Origin of the sequence: Ramlibacter agri, assembly GCF_012927085.1 — a bacterium.
In the GTDB taxonomy this organism is placed as follows: Bacteria; Pseudomonadota; Gammaproteobacteria; order Burkholderiales; family Burkholderiaceae_C; genus Ramlibacter; species Ramlibacter agri.
In genome coordinates this window covers 111,221-129,571 of record NZ_JABBFX010000004.1, presented here as the reverse complement: position 1 = coordinate 129,571, position 18,351 = coordinate 111,221, and the positions used below count along the sequence as shown (strand labels likewise).

General features: G+C 69.6%; 10 protein-coding genes (1 of these 10 running past the window's edge). 3 read left to right on the top strand and 7 right to left on the bottom strand.

Annotated features, from left to right (window positions below; genetic code table 11):
- Window positions 1–5: 5 nt before the first annotated feature.
- A complete protein-coding gene (locus HHL11_RS30500; protein ID WP_169422404.1) occupies window positions 6–644 on the top strand; it encodes a glutaredoxin domain-containing protein in 639 nt (212 codons plus the stop codon).
- Here the strand turns inward: HHL11_RS30500 and rpiA are convergent.
- Window positions 641–1,312: a ribose-5-phosphate isomerase RpiA gene (gene rpiA, locus HHL11_RS30495; protein ID WP_169422403.1), complete on the bottom strand. Its 672-nt coding sequence runs from the start codon at window positions 1,310–1,312 to the stop codon at window positions 641–643. The two genes, HHL11_RS30500 and rpiA, sit on opposite strands and share 4 nt — an antisense overlap.
- A gap of 44 nt (window positions 1,313–1,356) precedes the next feature.
- On the opposite strand from rpiA, the gene HHL11_RS30490 reads away from it, so the two are divergent.
- Window positions 1,357–2,403, top strand: a complete 1,047-nt coding sequence (locus HHL11_RS30490) for a quinone-dependent dihydroorotate dehydrogenase (RefSeq protein ID WP_169422402.1) — start codon at window positions 1,357–1,359, stop codon at window positions 2,401–2,403.
- A 3-nt stretch (window positions 2,404–2,406) separates the two neighbouring features.
- Here the strand turns inward: HHL11_RS30490 and HHL11_RS30485 are convergent, their stop codons facing one another.
- Entirely contained in the window at window positions 2,407–3,519 is a 1,113-nt protein-coding gene (locus HHL11_RS30485) for an NAD(P)/FAD-dependent oxidoreductase (protein WP_169422401.1), read from the bottom strand.
- A complete protein-coding gene (locus tag HHL11_RS30480; protein ID WP_169422400.1) occupies window positions 3,519–4,376 on the bottom strand; it encodes an N-formylglutamate amidohydrolase in 858 nt (285 codons plus the stop codon). Before HHL11_RS30480 ends, HHL11_RS30485 begins: the two co-directional genes overlap by 1 nt.
- 74 nt (window positions 4,377–4,450) lie before the next feature.
- On the opposite strand from HHL11_RS30480, the gene HHL11_RS30475 reads away from it, so the two are divergent.
- The gene (locus HHL11_RS30475) at window positions 4,451–5,248 is read left to right on the top strand and encodes an efflux RND transporter periplasmic adaptor subunit (protein WP_240980511.1); all 798 of its coding nucleotides are present in this window, start codon (window positions 4,451–4,453) and stop codon (window positions 5,246–5,248) included.
- Between the two features lie 9 nt (window positions 5,249–5,257).
- Here the strand turns inward: HHL11_RS30475 and HHL11_RS30470 are convergent, their stop codons facing one another.
- From HHL11_RS30470 to HHL11_RS34215, 4 genes are all read right to left on the bottom strand, one after another.
- A complete protein-coding gene (locus HHL11_RS30470) occupies window positions 5,258–6,286 on the bottom strand; it encodes a uroporphyrinogen decarboxylase family protein (protein WP_169422398.1) in 1,029 nt (342 codons plus the stop codon).
- 60 nt (window positions 6,287–6,346) lie between these two features.
- Entirely contained in the window at window positions 6,347–7,504 is a 1,158-nt protein-coding gene (locus HHL11_RS30465) for a lysozyme family protein (protein WP_169422397.1), read from the bottom strand.
- Window positions 7,505–7,599: 95 nt separating this feature from the next.
- Window positions 7,600–7,926: an ElaB/YgaM/YqjD family protein gene (locus HHL11_RS30460; protein ID WP_169422396.1), complete on the bottom strand. Its 327-nt coding sequence runs from the start codon at window positions 7,924–7,926 to the stop codon at window positions 7,600–7,602.
- Between the two features lie 104 nt (window positions 7,927–8,030).
- On the bottom strand, window positions 8,031–18,351 hold the end of the coding sequence (locus HHL11_RS34215; RefSeq protein WP_281068752.1) for an LEPR-XLL domain-containing protein. It continues 45,485 nt past the right edge of the window; only the last 10,321 of its 55,806 coding nucleotides appear in the window; its start codon lies beyond the right edge, outside the window; it ends in the stop codon at window positions 8,031–8,033.

Below are 18,351 nucleotides of genomic sequence, written 5' to 3'. Positions count from 1 at the left end.
GGAAGATGGCGTCTGTTTCCATGCAACGCATGGTGTTGGCCGCGCTCTGCGCGACCAGCCTGGGAGCTTCGGCACAGGTCTATCGCATCGTCGGGCCGGACGGCAAGGTGACTTTCTCCGACCGGCCTCCGGCAGAAACTGCCGCCAAGCCGGCGGCAGCAGCGCCGGCCGGCGGCAACACGGCGAACGCCGGCGGCGGCCTGCCCTATGACGTGCGCACCGCTGCGGGCAAGTACCCGGTCACGCTGTACACCGGCACCGATTGCGCGCCCTGCAACAGCGCGCGCAACTTCCTGTCCGGCCGCGGCATTCCCTATTCCGAGAAGACGGTCAGCACCAACGACGATGCGGCCGCCCTGCGCAAGCTCTCGGGCGAGGTGCGGGTGCCCTTCCTGACCATCGGCGGCCAGCAGCTGCATGGCTACTCGGAGACCGAGTGGTCGCAGTACCTGGACGCCGCTGGCTACCCGAAGGCGTCGAAGCTGCCTTCGGGCTACCGCAACCCGGCGCCCACGCCGATGGTGGCGGTGCAGCAGGCCCAACCCGCGGCCGCCGCCGCGGCGCCGCAGGCACCCGCCGTGGCCCCCGTGCCCGACGCCCCGCCCGCCACCACGGCCGACAACCCGGCCGGGATCCGCTTCTAGTACGCTATCGTCCGCACGCCGGACGCCGTCCCCAGGAGGCACACCGAGGCCTTCTGGTGGGCGAACACGCCCACGGTCACCACGCCCGGCCACTGGTTCACTTCGCTCTCGAAGGCAAGCGGCTCGCGGATCTGCAGGCCGGTGACGTCCAGGATGTGCTGGCCGTTGTCGGTGACCAGCGGCTGGCCGTCCTTCTGCCGCACCTGGGCCGTCCCGCCCATGGCCTCGAACTGGCGCACGATGCGCTGGGTCGCCATCGGGATCACCTCCACCGGCAGCGGGAACTTGCCCAGGAATTCGACCTTCTTCGATTCGTCAGCGATGCAGACGAAGCGGCGCGACTGCGCCGCGACGATCTTCTCGCGCGTGAGCGCCGCGCCGCCGCCCTTGACCATGTAGCCGCGGCCGTCGATCTCGTCGGCGCCGTCGATGTAGACCGCCAGCTCGCGCACCTCGTTGCTGTCGAACACGCGGATGCCCAGCGCCTGCAGGCGCTCCGTGGAGGCCACCGAGCTGGAAACGGCGCCCGGAATGCGGTCCTTCATGCCGGCCAGGGCCTCGATGAACTTGTTGACCGTGGAGCCGGTCCCCACGCCCACGATCTCGCCGGGCACCACGTACTGCAGCGCCGCCCGGCCCACCAAAGTCTTGAGTTCGTCCTGCGTCACGCGACAATCCCCGGTTCGTCTGTTGAAGAAACCGGAATTATCGGATGTCCCTCCTTCCCTACGGCCTGGCCCGGCCTTTCCTGTTCGGGTTCGACCCGGAAACCGCCCACGAGCTGACCCTGGGCTCGCTGGCCCGGCTCCAGGGCACGCCGCTGGCCATGGCCTACAGCAACCGCTTCGTGGCCGACCCGATCGAGCTGGCCGGCCTGCGTTTCCCCAACCGGGTGGGCCTGGCAGCCGGCCTGGACAAGAACGCGCGCTGCATCGACGGGCTGGGGGCGATGGGTTTCGGGTTCGTCGAGGTGGGCACGGTGACGCCCAAGCCGCAGCCGGGCAACCCCAAGCCGCGGATGTTCCGGCTGCCGCAGGCCAACGCGCTGATCAACCGCCTGGGTTTCAACAACGACGGGCTGGATGCCTTCGTCGCCAACGTCCAGCGCTCCAGCTTCCGCCGCAAGGGCCGCATCCTGGGCCTGAACATCGGCAAGAACGCGGCGACGCCGATCGAGGCGGCCACCAGCGACTACCTGATCGCGCTGGAAGGCGTGTATCCGCACGCCGACTACGTCACGGTCAACATCTCCAGCCCCAACACCAAGAACCTGCGGGCGCTGCAAAGCGACGAGGCGCTGGACGCCCTGCTCTCCGCGGTGGCAGAGAGGCGCGAGCAACTCGCGCAGCAGCATGGCCGGCGGGTGCCGATCTTCGTCAAGATCGCGCCCGATCTCGACGAAGCGCAGGTGCAGGTGATCGCCGCGACCTTGCGCCGCCACGGCATGGATGGCGTGGTCGCCACCAACACCACGATTTCGCGCGATGCGGTGAAGGGGCTTCCTCACGCGGAAGAAACGGGCGGCTTGAGCGGCGCGCCGGTGCTGGCGGCCAGCAACCGAGTCATCGCGCAGCTGCGCGCGGCGCTGGGCGCGGGCTTCCCGATCATCGGCGTGGGCGGCATCCTGAGCGCGCAGGACGCGCTGTCCAAGCTGCAGGCCGGCGCCGACGTGGTGCAGATCTACACGGGCCTGATCTATCGCGGCCCGGAGCTGATCGACGAAGTGGCGCGCGCCTTCCAGCGGCAGCGGCGCGCGTGAGCGTCACATTGACGCGGCGACGAGTTCCGCGATCGCCATGGAACTCGTGAGCCCCGGCGATTCGATGCCGAACAGGTTCACGAGGCCCGGAACGCCATGGAAGGCCGGCAGGTCGATGCGGAAATCCGGCGCCTTCTCGTTCGGTGCGTGGATCTTCGGCCGCACGCCGCTGTAGCTGGGCGCCAGCGCGCCATCCGGCAGGCCCGGCCAGTAGCGCCGCACCTCGGCGTAGAAGCCTTCGGAGCGCGCCGGATCGACCTGGTAGTCGATCTCCTCCGGCGTGCGCACGTCCAGCCATTCGATGTCCGGCCCGAACTTGGCCTGGCCACCCAGGTCCAGAGTCAGGTGCGTGCCCAGGTGCGCATCGGCCGGCGCCGGGTAGATCAGGTGCGTGAAAGGCGCCCGCCCCGCCAGCGCATAGTAGTTGCCCTTGGCGAACCACTCGCGCGGCACGAAGCGGGCGTCCAGGCCCTCGAAGCTGCGCGCCAGCGCGGGCGCATGCAGCGCCGCGGAGTTCACCAGCAGGTCGCAGGCCAGCTCGCTGCCGTCGGCGAAGCGCACCAGGTGCGGCTCGCTGGCACGGGTGGACAGGCGCGTCGACACGACGCGCGAGCCGAAGGCCATCATGCCGCCGGCGCGTTCCAGGTCGCCCTGCAAGGCCAGCATGAAGCCGTGGCTGTCGACGATGCCGGTGCTGGGCGAGGAAAGCGCCGCGATGCAGCGCAGTTCCGGCTCCAGGGCGAGCGCTTCGCGTTGCTCCAGAAACTGGACCGGTACGCCGTTGGCAGCCGCGCGGTCCTGCAGCGCGCGCAGGGCAGCCACTTCCGCCTCGCTGTTGGCTACCGTCAGCTTGCCGCAGCGGCGGTGCTCCACGCCATGCGAGGCGCACAGCGCATAGAGCAGCTCCTTGCCGCGCACGCACAGCTTCGCCTTCAGCGAACCGGGCTGGTAGTAGAGGCCGGCGTGGATCACCTCGCTGTTGCGCGAGCTCACGCCCTGACCGATGCCGTCGGCCGCCTCGGCCACGATCGTCTCGCGGCCGGCCTGGGCCAGCGCCCGTGCGACGGCCAGCCCCACCACGCCCGCGCCGATCACCAGCGCGCCGACGCGGTCCATCAGGCGAGCTTCCTCGGGTCGGTGGCCAGCAGCTGTTCGACCATTCGGCGCAAGTTGGCGTGCAGGGTCTCGAAGCCGGCGTTCGGCTGCAGCGTGGCTTCGTCCATGTACAGCTTGCGATTCAATTCGACCTGGATGCTGTGGCGCTGTGCCGCGGGCTTGCCGTAGCGGCGCACCAGTTCCACGCCCTTGTACGGGTGGTTGTACGAGACGTCGTAGCCGAAGCCGCGCAGGATGTCGCACAGCCGCTGCGACAGCGCCGGATCGGCCGTCGTGCCGTCCCGGTCGCCGATGACGAAATCAGCGTGGGCCAGGCCGGGGAAATCGGTGGCATAGGTCGAGGCCACCGCCGGCATCGAGTGGCAATTTAGGTGGATGCTGTAGCCGTAGCGCGCGTGGGCGGCGTCAATGGACTCTTCCACCGCCTGGTGGTAAGGCCGCCAGCAGCGGTCGATGCGCTCGCGGAGCTCCGCCGCCGTCAGCTTGCGGTCGTAGATGGGCACGCCGTCGTCGGTCATGCGCCAGATCAGGCCCTTGCCCAGGCGGACCTTGTTCAAGGCCTTGGGGTCGGTTTCGACGGCGTCGGACCAGGCGTCCTCCAGGAGCGTCACGTCCACCTCGGTGGTGTTGCGGTTCACGTCGATGTAGCTGCGCGGAAACAGAGCCTCGACCCAGGCCACGCCCAGGGCGGGCGCGAAGTCGTACAGCTTCTCCACATGGGTGTCTTCGGCCTGCCGCAGCACGGCCAGCTCGCAGGCATGGCCGAAGTCCGCGGGGTAGGCGACGCCGCTGTGCGGCGAATCCAGGACCAGTGGCGCGCTGCCCGGAAGGTATCGGATCAGCGGAGATGATGGCATCCCGCCATTGTCGCCGAGCCCGATGCCGCTTAGGATGGCCCGAAACAATGCCGGGCAGGAGGCTTGCGGTGCGGATGCGATTGGCGGCGACGACTGCCCTGCTCTCGGCGGCCCTGGCCGTCCACGCGCAGGAATACGACTGCATGATCGAGGCGCGCCAGAACGTCGAGATCCGCAGCCCGGTGGAAGGCCTCATCGAACACGTGCAGGTCCAGCGCGGCGACAGCGTTCGGCGCGGCCAGGTGCTGGCCATCGTCGAATCCAGCATGGAAAGGGCCGCGCTCGACGTCGCCCGCACCCGCGCCGACATGACCGGCGAGATCAAGGTGGCCGAAGCGCGGGTCGAACTCGCCACCAAGAAGATGGAGCGCGCCCGCGAGCTGTTCCGCCAGCAGTTCGTGTCCGCCAGTGCGCTGGACGAGGCCGAGGCCGAGTACAAGCTGTCGATGGAGGACCTGCGCCGCACCCGCGAGAACCAGCGCCTGGCCCAGGTCGACATGACCCGGGCCCACGCGGCGCTTGAGTTGCGCACCATCCGCTCGCCCTTCAACGGCGTGGTGGTCGAGGTGCTGCTGCGGCCGGGCGAGCTGGCCGCCACCGCCACCGTGAAGAACCCCGTGATGAAGCTGGCCGAGGTCGACCCGCTGCACGTGGAGGTGGTGCTGCCGTCCAAGCTGTTCGGCAGCATCCGCCGCGGCCAGCAGGCCACCGTGCTGCCCGAGGCGCCCGTCGCCGGTACGTATCGCAGCACCGTGAGCGTCGTCGACCGCGTGATCGACGCGGCGAGCGGCACCTTCGGCGTGCGGCTGGAACTGCCCAACCGCGAAGGCCGGGTGCCAGCCGGGATGCGCTGCCGCGTCCGTTTCCAGTGAGGCCTGCGCTCAGGCCGCGCGGTACTCCTGCCTGAGCATTCCGGCGGCGCGGACCATCGCCGCGAGCTTGCCGCGCGCGGAATCGCGCGGCAGGTACTTCATGCCGCAATCCGGGGCCAGGATCACTTGCTCCGGCGCGATGTGCTCCAGCGCCCGGCGCACGCGATCGGCGACCTCCTCCGGCGTCTCGACGGCTGGGTCGTCCAGGTTGAGACAGCCGACCAGCACCTGCTTGTCGCCCAGCTCGCGCAGCACCCGGGTGTCCAGCTGCGACTGCGCCGTCTCGATCGACACCTGCCGGCAGCGGCAGCCGGCCAGCTCCGGCAGGAAGGAATAGCCGCTGGGCCGCTGGTGGATGATGGCCGCATAGCCGAAGCAGATGTGCACGCAGGTCGTGCCTTCCACGCCTTCGAGCGCGCGGTTCAGCGCCGCCAGGCCGTACTGGCGTGCCTTCTCGGGCCGCGCCTGCATGTAGGGCTCGTCGATCTGCACCACGTCGGCGCCGGCGGCGAACAGGTCCTTGATCTCCGCGTTGACGGCTTGCGCATAGTCCATCGCCGCTTCTTCCTCGCTGGCGTAGAAATCGTTCTGCGCCTGCTGCAGCATGGTGAAGGGACCGGGGACGGTGATCTTGGTCCTGCGCGTCGTTTGCCGCTTGAGGAACAGCAGGTCGTCCACTTCCACCGCATGCCGGCGGCGGATGCGCCCGACGATGCGCGGCACCGGGTTCGGGTGGCCGGAGCGGTCCAGCGCGCTGCCCGGGTTGTCCAGGTCGACGCCTTCGAGGGCGGTGGCGAAGCGGTTGGAATAGCTTTCGCGCCGGATCTCGCCGTCGGAGACGATATCCAGGCCGGCCTCCTCCTGGAAGCGGATGGCCAGCAGCGTGGCGTCGTCCTGCGCCTGCGCCAGGTAAGGCTCGGGGATGCGCCACAGCTCGCGGGCGCGCACGCGCGGCGGGAAGCGGCCCGCAAGCTTCGCGCGATCGATCAGCCACTCGGGCTGGGGAAAGCTGCCGACGATGGTGGTGGGAAACAGCATGCGGGGCTCCTCCTGGGATCGGCGCACTCTGGCACGCCGCCCCGGGCCCCGCATCCCGGTTTACCCGGCGCGCGGCGTCCAGGTGATGTAGTTGCCGCCGTGCCTGGGCGCCTGCTTGCCGACGCGGCCGTCCGAATACGCGACGTACTCGCGATGGCCGCCGCCTTGCGCGTCCGACTTGGCCCAGGCGATGGTGCCGACCACCTTGGGCGGAGCGGCCTTGGCCACCTGCGTCGCGCGGCGGTGCGGCGACGCCGCGGCGTGCGTGAGCGTCTCCGTAGCCACCCGCGCCAGGACCAAGGGCGCCGGCGCCGGGATGGACGGCATGGGCAGCGCGCCGCCGGCCAGCAGGCTCTCGGCCTGGCGGGCGCCCATGAACACGTTGCGGATGTGGCGCAGCGTCTCCACCGGCAGCTGCTGCGTGTTCAGCCCGCTCCAGGCGCTGCGGGCGTGGCTGGACAGGTTGTAGTAGATCGAGATGCCTTCGCGCAGCTTCTGCGCCCGCGCGTCCGGCGCCAGGTCGAGGCGGGCGACGCGCTGGGCGCTCCACACGGCGGCCTCCTTCAGCAGGCGCGCCGCGGCATGCACCGCTTCGACGGCATCGTTGGGATTGCGCAGGCCGACGGCCTTGGCGGTGCCCGGCTCGAACTGCGCCAGGCCCTGGCTCGTCACGCCGTTGCGGCCCATGCCGCTACGCGGCACCCAGCTGGTTTCCGCGTTGATGACGCCGTAGACGTCGCGGAAATCCAGGCCCACGTCGGCGAGCCCTGCGCGCGCCGCCGCGGAGCGGGCCAGCAGCAGGCGCGACTGCGCATCGGGCGTCACCATCTCCCGGCCGCCCACTTGCACCTGCACCCACTTCAGGCGCGAGCGCAGCTGTTGCAGGTCCGGCAGCGGTTCCTTTTCGGCCACTGCGATGATGGCCGGTTCGGCTTCGGCTGGCGCCAGGGGCAGCTGCTGAAGGACCGGCTCTTCTTCGCCGGCCTCGTCGCCCTCTTCCGTATCGGCGGGTTCCTCCGCGGCCGGGCCTGCAGCCACCACGTGCCGGGCCGCCGGCACGGCGGCGATGGCAAGCGGTTTCGCAGACTGGCTCAGCAGCGGCTGCGGCACGGCGGCGGGTCGCAGGGGCAGCGTCGAGGCCGTCACGCCGGCGGCCAGGAGGGCCAGCGCGAGGACATTGCGGACGGGAGCGGCGAAGGAGGAGTCAGGCTTCTGCATCAAGCCTTGTCTGACCCGTCCTACACGAGGGGTTCCATCCGTCCTACGCCGGGCTGCGTGAATGCGTCACGAAAGGCCGGCTGGCTTCACCTGAGCTAGTCGCGCCGGCTCAGCATTGCGCTCAGCGCAAGGCCGACCACGGCGCCTACCGCGGCCGCGACGCCGACGGCCTGCCAGGGATGGTCGCGCACGTAACCGTCGGTGGCGCGGCTGGCGGCCAGCGTGCGGTCGCGCACGCCCTGCTCCAGCGAGCCCAGCCGCAGCCTGGCGGCCGCCAGGCTCTGCTGCAGCCGCCCGCGGACCTCTGCCGTGGCTTCGCCGGCACCGTTGGCCGCCGAGCGCAGCAGCGCCTCCGCGTCATCGACGACGGCGCGCACATCACGCGCCAGTTGGCCTTGCTGTTCGGACTGGGTTTCGTTCATGGAAAGCTCCTTGTTGCGATAGCGCTGCGACCGCCCCAGTCTCCGGCGCGGCGCGCAGGCGGCGCTTGATGCAAGTCAAGCGGCCTGCGCGCGGTCCCGTCCCGCTACAGCCGGATGCGGATATTGGCGTTCGGGTCCTGCTTGCGACCCAGCTGGTTCGCGAAGCTCTCCATCCACTCCGGCGACGAGGCCGGCGGCAGGTCGCCGTCCAGCCGACCGTTCCAGTCGATCACCGGCGCGGACGGCGCGCCGGTGGTCGTGCCCTTGGCCGACACGTTGGCGCTGCGGACCAGGCCGGTGGGCAGCGATGCGCGGTTGTTCTGCTCCACCACGTTGAGGCCGCCGTCGCCGCGGGCGTCGTCGGACGCCGAGGAGATGCCCAGCTTGTCGATCAGCCGCGCCAGCGCGGACAGCAGGCCCGAGCCCGTGCCGCCCGCCTGCACCGCAATCGTCGTGTCGTTGTCGCCGACCACCGTGTCGTTGCCGTCGCCGCCGCGCAGCGTGTCGCGGCCGGCCTTCACGTCGAGGTTGTCGACCAGCTCCGTGCCTCCCAGCTGCACGGCCGCCGCTACCGGCGTGCCGAAGCCGCCGCGGAAAGCGGAGACGATGGTCTGGCTGTCGCCCACCAGCGTGTCGTTGTTCGCGCCGCCCACGAGCACGTCGTCGTCGGCGCCGACGCTGACGTAGCCGAGCAATTGCGTCACCTGCAGCGACAGCGTGCCGCCGGACGGCGTGGGGCCGGTGGCCGGACGCGCATCGACCAGCGCCGCAACCGCGAGCGCCTGGTCGCCGGTGAGGGTGTTGTTGCCCGCGCCGCCGTCCAGCGAATCCTCGTCCGCGCCCACGCTCAGCGAAGGCACCAGCGAGCCTATGCTGACGCTGACCGCGCCGGAGATGCCGCCCTCGTCGACCACGCCCACCACCACCACCTGCTGGTCGCCGATCAGGACGTCGTCGCCATTGCCACCCAGCAGCGTGTCGCGCCCCGCGTTCACGTCGAGGTTGTCGATGAGGCCGTTGATTGCGATGCTGCGCGCGCCCGCGCCGTCCTGCAGCCGCACGCCCGCCAGCCGCACGTCGTTGTCGCCGGTGAGCACGTCGTTGCCATCGCCGCCTTCCAGGCGGTCGCCCGCGCCGTCCAGCGTCACGTGGTCGGCCAGCGAGCTCACCACCACCTGCACGGCATCGTTCGGCTGGCCACCCGTGAGGACCAGGCCCGCCGTGAGCATGTTGTCGCCCGCCAGGTCGTCGTTGCCGCCGTCGCCATGCAGGTAGTCGACGCCCGCCTGCACGTGCAGGTCGCCCAGCAGGTCGCCGACCAGCACCGACAGCTTCAGCACCGGCGCCAGCGAGTTGCCGGTGCCCGCGCCGCCGCCCACCACGACGGCTAGGTTGGCCGTGTTGTCACCCACCAGCAGGTCGTTGCCGTCGCCGCCGGCCAGCGTGTCGGCGCCAGCGTCGAGGTCGGCATGCGCGACCAGTTGGTCGAAGGACACCAGTGTCAACGTCGCGGGCCAGCCGGAAGTCGGCGCCTGGTAGCCGCTGACCATGGCACCGGTGACTACCGCACTCACCAGCAGGTCGGAGTCGCCAGTGAGGCGGTCGTTGCCGGCATCACCGCTGAGCGTGTCGTTGCCCGTGTCGACGTCCAGCGAGTCCACCAGGTTGCCGAAGTCGACCGGCACGGCCCTCTGCGATAGCCACCAGACGCTGGCGACCGGGGCCGCGGCGCCGGCTTCGGCTGCGAACAACGGGCCGGATACGGCCGCCACGACCTGCACCTGCTGGTCGCCGATCAGTTCGTCGTTGCCGTCGCCGCCGGACAGCACGTCATTGGCGCCATTCAGTTCGATGCTGGCGGCGAGGTCGTCGAATTCGACCAGGCTGCCGTCGAACAGGCGCCGACCGGTGTAGCTGCCGGTACCCGGCGAGGCCAGCACCACCTGGCCGTCGACGATGGCGGCAACGGTGAGCGTGTCGTCCCCGACCAGGCTGTCGTCGCCCGCGCCGCCCTGCAGGTTGTCGGCGGCGCCGAAGGAGGCCACCGTGTTCACGATGCCGTCGAAGTCCACCAGGGCCGCGTAATTCCAGGCCCAGCCCGTCGTGAAGGCGGCCGTTCCCGTGAGCAGCGGGCCTTGGGTGGCGGCGACCACGCGCAGCGAGCTGTCGCCCACCAGCCGGTCGTTGCCGTCCACGCCCTGGAGCACATCGGAAGCGCCGTAGACGTTGAGGCCATCGACGATGCCCCGCACTTCCACCGCGCTGCCGCCCACGTAGCCGACCACCGGCACCGAGGAGCCTTCGGCCGACAGCACCGGGCCGGCGACCAGCGCGCCCATGAGCACCTGGTGGTCGCCAACCAGCGTGTCATCGCCGGCATCGCCGCTCAGCGTGTCCGCCGCGCCGACCAGGTTGACATCGTTCACCAGGCCGACGATCTTGACCTGGTCATAGCCCGGACCATGTGGGGCCCAGGACCAGCCGCCCCAGTGGCGCCAGTCGCCCGGGCCCTTCCAGTGCCACCAGTCGACGCCCAGCGACAGCGGACCGCCGGCGAAGGCATAGGCCGTGAAGCTGTCGTCGCCCACCAGCAGGTCGTTGCCGTTGCCGCCAGACACCTGGTCGGCCGCACCGGTCATGGTGATGGTGTCGACCAGGTTGTTGACGACCACGGTGCGGTCGTAGGTCTGGTAGCCCGCGGGACCAGCCAACGGCCCTTCGATGAGTACCGAGATCGTGACGCTGTCGTCGCCGGTGATGCGGTCGTCGCCGTCACCGCCATTGAGCACGTCGGTTGCGCCGCGCAGCGTGACCTGGTCCACCAGGCCGCCGATGTTCAGCGTGACGAAGCCGCTGCCCGCCGCCGCCGGCGCGGCCGGCAGGGCCGGCGCGAACGGCAGCATGATGGTGTCGGCCGGGCCGTCGCCAGCGGCTTCGGCATCGAGCTGCTGCAGCGCGTCCGGATCGCCCAGCGGATCGGCGCCCACGCCCACCGTGACCAGCAGCTGCGAGTCGCCGACCAGCTGGTCGTTGCCCGCGTTGCCGGACAGCGTGTCCGAGTTGCCGGTGATCGTCAGCGCAGGCAGGTGCACCAGCGACAGCCAGTCGGGCGCGCCGCTGGCCTGCACGTCGACGGCCACAGTGACGGCGACGCTGAAGTCGCCGACCAGGCGGTCGTTGCCGTCGCCACCGGACAGGGTGTCGCGGCCGCTCGTGTAGTCCAGCGGCTGCAGCACGCCCTTGACCGGCTTGCCCATGGCCTGCACGGCGATGCGGAAGTCGTCGGCCGCCTGCTCCAGGCCCGGTTGCAAGGTGGTGGCGTGGCCGCTCGCGCCTACCAGCACGAAGCTGGAGTCGCCGACCAGCAGGTCGTCGTCCGCGCCGCCGTTCAGGCTGTCGCTGGCCACCGTGACGGCCGGCGTGGCCTGCGGCGGCAGCACGCGGTCGATGCGCGCCAGTTCCTGCATGGCCGTATCGAAGTCCGACAGCAGGTTGGCCAGGTCGCGCTGGAAGGGATCGACGATGACGCTGTCGTCGCCGACCAGGCGGTCGTTGCCGGCGTCACCGCTCAGGCTGTCGTTGCCCAGCAGCAGGCCCGTGTGGCGGCTCACGTCCGGCAGCGCCGCGGCGAAGACCGTGTGCGTGCCCAGCGCGTCCTTGTAAGGCGTGAGGCCGGTGAGCAGCGACATGTTGCGGTCGCCCTCGTACACCACGGTGCCGAAGGGATCGACCCCTTGCAGGCCCGAAGGCAGCAGCGTGGTGCCGGGCGCGACGATCGCCGCCAGCGAACCTTCGGCGCCGCGGCCCAGGCCGTAGGCATGCGCCACGATCGGCAGGCCTTCGTCGGTGGCGGCGAAGTGGTAGCTGTTGTCGCCGATCAGGATGTCGTCGCCGTTGCCGCCGGAGATGGCGTCGTTGCCCTCGTTGCCCTCGATGTAGTCGTTGCCGTCGCCGCCGGACAGCGTGTCGTTGCCGCCCTGGCCGAACAGCATGTCGTCGCCGGCGCCGCCGCTGATGACGTCGTTGCCCTCGGCCATCAGGGAGACCGACAGCAGGTGCGTGGACCAGCGGCCCCAGGCGTCCTGCGTGCCGGTGACCAGCCACAGGTCGTCGCCCATCTGGCTGGTGGCCATGGCGTTGTTCGAGGACAGGTCGCGCCGGCCCGTCACCGTGCCGTCGTCCAGCAACAGCACCTGCACGGGGCCGGTGGCGCCGCGATACACCAGGCCTTCGTCACCCAGCACGATGTCGTTGCCGTCGCCGCCGGACAGCGTGTCGTTGCCGTAGCCGCCGATGACGATGTCGTTGCCGCCCTGGGCATCGATGGTGTTGTCCTGGTCGTTGCCGACGAGGATGTCGTCCTGCTGGCTGCCCGTGAGGTCCTCGAAGGCGGCGCCGGTCGTCAGCGTGAGCGTCAGGTTGGCCGGGTCGATGACCTGCGAGGTGCTCTTGCGCAGGTCGATGCTGACTGTGCCCGCGAACTCGCTGAAGTCCAGGCTGTCGCGGCCCGTCGTGGTCGTGCTCTCGAAAGCGGTATCGGTGCCCAGGTGGCCGCCCTGGAAGACGTAGCGGTCGCCGCCGTCCTCACCGTACAGCAGGTCGTTGCCGGCGCCGCCGTACAGCACGTCGTCGCCCGCGCCGCCGTGGATGACGTCGTTGCCGCTGCCCAGGCCGGTCGCGGTATCCGCCACCTTGACGACCGCGCCGTTGGCGAAGGTGATGGTCGCGCCGTCGCCGATCAGCCAGTCGTTGCCGGTGCCGCCGTCGATGGCGTCGTTGCCCGCGCCACCTGCGATGACGTCGTTGCCGTCGTCGCCGGTGATGCTGTCGGCGCCGCCGGTGGCTTCGCTCACGCTGAGGCTCTGGACGAGGCTGCCGCCGGCGAAGGACAGGCTGGCGCTGTCGCCGTAGATCACATCGTCGCCGGCATCGCCGTGCAGCGTGTCGCCCAGTGCGCCACCGACCAGGATGTCGTTGCCATCGTTGCCGTTGATCGTGTCGATGCCGCCGATGCCGGTGTTGATGCTCGCCGCCGAGACGCGCAGCCCGCCTTGCAGGCTGACCGTCGCCTCGTCGCCGAACAGCAGGTCATTGCCCGCGTCGCCAGTGATCGTGTCGCCGGCCGCGCCGCCGATGACGATGTCGTCGCCGGCATCGCCGTGCAGCTGGTCGGCGTCGCCAGTGCCGCTGGCGGTGGAAGTGGCCGTGCGCAGGTCGCCGCCGATGTACGAGAGCTGGCCGCTGTCGCCCAGGATCAGGTCGTTGCCGTCGCCGCCGTTGACCATGTCGCCGAAGGCCCCCGCGACGATGACGTCGTTGCCGGCGTCGCCGGTGATCGTGTCGGTGCCGCCCACCGCTTCGGTAATGCTGGTGGCTGAGTCGAGCACGCCGTCCACCGAGCCGGTTCCGAGGAAGTTCAGGCTCGCGCTATCGCCGAAGATCAGATCGTCGCCGGCATCGCCGTGCAGCGTGTCGCCCAGTGCGCCACCGACCAGGATGTCGTTGCCATCGTTGCCGTTGATCGTGTCGATGCCGCCGGTGCCGGTGTTGATGCTCGTCGCCGAGACGCGCAGTCCGCCTTGCAGGCTGACCGTCGCCTCGTCGCCGAACAGGAGGTCATTGCCCGCGTCGCCGGTGATCGTGTCGCTGGCCGCGCCGCCGATGACGATGTCGTCGCCGGCATCGCCGTGCAGCTGGTCGGCGTCGCCAGTGCCGCTGGCGGTGGAAGTGGCCGTGCGCAGGTCGCCGCCAATGTAGGAGAGTTGGCCGCTGTCGCCGAGGATCAGGTCGTTGCCGTCACCGCCATTGACGGTGTCGCTCATGGCGCCCGCGATGATGGCGTCGTTGCCGGCGTCGCCGGTGATGATGTCTGCGCCGCCCGTAGCTTCGTTGGTGCTCGCCGCCGACTGCAGCACGCCCTGCACCAGGCTCACCGTCGCTTCGTCGCCGAAGATGAGGTCGTTGCCGGCGTCGCCATGCAGCGTGTCGCCGCCCGCGCCACCGACCAGGATGTCGTTGTCGTCGCCACCGCTGATGGTGTCGATGCCACCGACGCCGCCAGCACTGCTGGTGATCGTGATCAGGTCGCCGTTGTTGTAGGCCAGGCTCGCGTTGTCGCCGACCAGGTAGTCGTTGCCGGTGCCGCCGCTGATGCCGTCGCCGCCGAAGCCGCCGACCACGGTATCGAGGCCATCGTCACCGGTGATCGTGTCGTCACCACCGATGGACGTGTTCAGGATGGAAGCCGACTGCAGCACGCCCTGCACCAGGCTGACCGTCGCCTCGTCGCCGAAGATGAGGTCATTGCCAGCGTCGCCATGCAGGAAGTCGCCGCCGGCGCCGCCGACCAGAATGTCGTTGCCATCGTCACCGTGGATGGTGTCGATGCCACCGACGCCGGACGCGCTGCTGGTGATCGTGATCAGGTCGCCACTGTTGTAGACCAGGTCTGCGTTGTCGCCGACGAGGTAGTCATTTCCGGTGCCGCCGCTGATTCCATCGTTGCCGAAGCCGCCGACGACGGTGTCCACGCCATCGTCGCCGGTGATCGTGTCGTCTCCGCCGATGCCGGTGTTGATGGTGGACGCGGTCTGCAGGACCCCTTGCACCAGGCTGACCGTCGCCTCGTCACCGAATATGAGGTCGTTGCCCGCATCACCGTGCAGCGTGTCGCCGCCAGCGCCACCGACCAGGATGTCGTTGCCATCGTCACCGTGAATGGTGTCGACGCCGCCGACGCCGCTAGCACTGCTGGTGATCGTGATGAGGTCACCGTTGTTGTAGGCCAGATTCGCGTTGTCGCCGACCAGGTAATCGTTGCCGGTTCCACCGCTGATGCCATCGTTGCCGAAACCGCCGACCACGGTATCGTTGCCATCGTCGCCGGAGATCGTGTCGTCGCCGCCGGCGGAGGTGTTCAGGCTGGAAGCCGACTGCAGGACGCCCTGGATCAAACTCACCGTCGCTTCGTCACCGAAGATCAGGTCGTTACCCGCATCACCGTGCAGCGTGTCGCCGCCCGCGCCGCCGATCAGGATGTCGTTGTCGTCGCCACCGCTGATCGTATCGACACCGCCGATTCCGCTGGCGCTGATAGTGATCGTGATCAGGTCGCCGTTGTTGTAGACGAGATCTGCGTTGTCGCCGACCAGGTAGTCGTTGCCAGCACCGCCATTGACGCCGTCGTCGCCGAAGCCGCCGATGGCCGTGTCGTTGCCGCCATCGCCGGTGATCGTGTCGCCGCCGCCAGTGGCGGTGTTGATGCTGGAGGCGGTCTGCAAGACGCCCTGCACCAGGCTCACCGTCGCCTCGTCGCCGAAGATCAGGTCGTTACCCGCATCGCCGTGCAGCGTGTCGCCTCCAGCGCCGCCGACCAGGATGTCGTTCCCGTCATCGCCATGGATCGTGTCGACGCCGCCGACGCCGGACGCGCTACTTGTGATCGTGACAAGGTCGCCGTTGTTGTAGACCAGGTTCGCGTTGTCGCCAATCAGGTAATCGTTGCCGGTGCCGCCACTGATGCCGTCGTTGCCGAAGCCACCGATCACTGTGTCGTTGCCGCCATCGCCGGTGATCGTGTCGTCGCCGCCGGTGGAGGTATTCAGGCTCGAAGCCGACTGCAGGACACCCTGGATCAGGCTCACCGTCGCTTCGTCGCCGAAGATCAGGTCGTTACCCGCATCGCCGTGCAGCGTGTCGCCGCCCGCGCCGCCGATCAGGATGTCGTTGTCATCGCCACCGCTGATGGTGTCGACGCCACCGACGCCGCTCGCGCTGCTGGTGATCGTGATCAGGTCGCCACTGTTGTAGACCAGGTCTGCGTTGTCGCCGACGAGGTAGTCATTTCCGATGCCGCCGCTGATTCCATCGTTGCCGAAGCCGCCGACCACCGTGTCGATGCCATCGTCGCCGGTGATCGTGTCGTCTCCGCCGATGCCGGTGTTGATGCTGGACGCGGTCTGCAGGACTCCTTGCACCAGGCTGACCGTCGCCTCGTCGCCGAAGATGAGGTCATCGCCAGCATCGCCATGCAGCGTGTCGCCGCCGGCGCCACCCACCAGGATGTCGTTGCCATCATCACCGTGGATGGTGTCGATGCCACCGACGCCGCTGGCGCTGCTGGTGATCGTGATCAGGTCGCCACTGACGTAGACCAGGTCTGCGTTGTCGCCGACGAGGTAGTCATTTCCGATGCCGCCGCTGATTCCATCGTTGCCGAAGCCGCCGACCACCGTGTCGTTGCCGTCATCGCCGGTGATCGAGTCATCGCCACCGATGGACGTGTTCAGGCTGGAAGCCGACTGCAGGACGCCCTGGATCAAACTCACCGTCGCTTCGTCACCGAAGATCAGGTCGTTACCCGCATCGCCGTGCAGGAAGTCGCCGCCGGCGCCGCCGACCAGGATGTCGTTGCCATCGTCACCGTGGATGGTGTCGATGCCACCGACGCCGGACGCGCTGCTGGTGATCGTGATCAGGTCGCCACTGTTGTAGACCAGGTCTGCGTTGTCGCCGACGAGGTAGTCATTTCCAGTGCCACCGCTGATGCCATCACCGCCGAAGCCGCCGACCACCGTGTCGATGCCATCGTCACCCGTGATCGTGTCGTCGCCGCCAGTGGAGGTATTCAGGCTGGACGCGGTCTGCAGCACGCCATGCACCAGGCTGATCGTCGCTTCGTCGCCGAAGATCAAGTCGTTGCCGGCATCACCGTGCAGCGTGTCGCCGCCAGCGCCGCCAACGAGGATGTCGTCGCCGTCGTCGCCGTCGATGGTGTCGATCCCGCCCACGCCGCTCGCGCTGGATTTCGCGGCGACGAGGTCGCCGGTGGCATCGTAGTTCAGCATCGCGTTGTCGCCGAACACCAGGTCGGCCCCGGCGTCGCCATGCACGATGTCGTTGCCCGCGCCGCCGATGATCACGTCGTTGCCGTCGCCGCCGCTGATCTGGTCGTCGCCGCCCGTGGCCGCATCGATGCTCTGCACCACCGACACGATGCCCGCAACGTAGTCGATCTGCACGCTGTCGCCGACGATCAGGTCGTTGCCGGCGCCGCCGGACAGGAGGTCGCCGCCGGCGCCGCCGATGATCGTGTCGTCGCCGTCATCACCCGTGATCGTGTCGACGCCGCCGGTGCCGGTGTTGCTGCTCAGCACCTGGATGAAGGCGCCGTTCAGGAACTGGACCGGATCCTCGTCGCCGACCAGCAGGTCGTTGCCTGCGCCGCCGTGGATTTCGTCGTTGCCGGCGCCGCCGATCACGATGTCGTTGCCGTCGCCGCCCCACAGGTGGTCGTCGCCACCCGTGCCAGGCAAGGTGCTGGTCAAGCTGCGCAGGTCACCGCCCACGTAGTCGAGCCAGCCGTGGTCGCCGAGGACCAGGTCGTTGCCGCCATCGCCGGTGATCGTGTCGCCGCCACCGCCGCCGGCCAGGACGTCGTTGCCGTCCAGGCCATGCAGTTCGTCCGCGCCTTCGCCCGGGATGGCCACGGTCTCGATGCTGAGCACCGTGTCGCCCAGCGCCGGATTGGCAACCGCCATCTCGCCCGGCACGTCGCTCAACACGGTGTTGGCCGCGCCGGCGAAGCGCACGCGGCCGCCGTCGCCGAACAGGATGTCGCCGGCCGAGCCGCCGGTCAGGCTGTCGTTGCCGGCGCCACCGAACACCACGAGCCGCGTGGTAGCCGCAGAGGCGTCGACCTGGTCGTCGCCGCCCTGGGCGTCGATGACGAGGAACTCCGGCGCCGCGGCTGTCACCGTCACGTGGTCCGCGCCCTGCCCCGCATCCAGCACGGTAGCCGTGAGCACGCCGTCGGTGTGGTTGGTCGACGCCACCGTGAAGGTGTTGCCGCCCGCACCGCCGGAGATGGTGATGCCGCCGGCGAAGCTGCCGCCGGTCGCGCCGTACTGGATCAGTCCGGGGGCCAGGCCCTGGATGGTCGAAGACGTGATCACCACGTTGCTGTCGGCGACCGTGGCGCCGGAATCGTCGACCTGCAGCGTGTTGGAGCCGCCACCGGCGTCGATGGCCAGCGTGCCGCGCACCCCGTCCAGCGAGTGTGCAAGCGAGGAGACCAGCACGGTGTCGTCGCCACTGCCGGTCGCCAGGTTCGTGGAGCCGTCCTGCGTGGAATGCACGTAGAAGCTGTCGCCGCCGGTGCCGAGGTTGACGTTCAACGTCTGCAGGCCACCGTAGGTGATTCCGCCGCCCGTCATACCCAGGCCGGTCAGGGTGCTGGCCGTCAGCGTGCCCATGTTGACCGTGCCGTCGGCAGTGTCGTCGACGTTCAGCGTGTCGCCATCGCCGCCGCCATTGACCGACAGCGCCGCCGCGATCCCGTTGACGGTACCCCCCGTAGCCGGCGCCAGGCTGCCGACGTTGATGGTGTCGGCGCCGGTGCCGGTATTCACCGTCAGCGCGGCACCG

Coding starts and splice junctions, on each gene's coding strand:
- HHL11_RS30500 (WP_169422404.1), top strand. CDS start 6: ATGGCGTCTGTTTCCATGCAACGCATGGTGTTGGCCGCGCTCTGCGCG.
- HHL11_RS30490 (WP_169422402.1), top strand. CDS start 1,357: ATGTCCCTCCTTCCCTACGGCCTGGCCCGGCCTTTCCTGTTCGGGTTC.
- HHL11_RS30485 (WP_169422401.1), bottom strand. CDS start 3,519: ATGGACCGCGTCGGCGCGCTGGTGATCGGCGCGGGCGTGGTGGGGCTG.
- HHL11_RS30480 (WP_169422400.1), bottom strand. CDS start 4,376: ATGCCATCATCTCCGCTGATCCGATACCTTCCGGGCAGCGCGCCACTG.
- HHL11_RS30475 (WP_240980511.1), top strand. CDS start 4,451: ATGCGATTGGCGGCGACGACTGCCCTGCTCTCGGCGGCCCTGGCCGTC.
- HHL11_RS30470 (WP_169422398.1), bottom strand. CDS start 6,286: ATGCTGTTTCCCACCACCATCGTCGGCAGCTTTCCCCAGCCCGAGTGG.
- HHL11_RS30465 (WP_169422397.1), bottom strand. CDS start 7,504: ATGCAGAAGCCTGACTCCTCCTTCGCCGCTCCCGTCCGCAATGTCCTC.
- HHL11_RS30460 (WP_169422396.1), bottom strand. CDS start 7,926: ATGAACGAAACCCAGTCCGAACAGCAAGGCCAACTGGCGCGTGATGTG.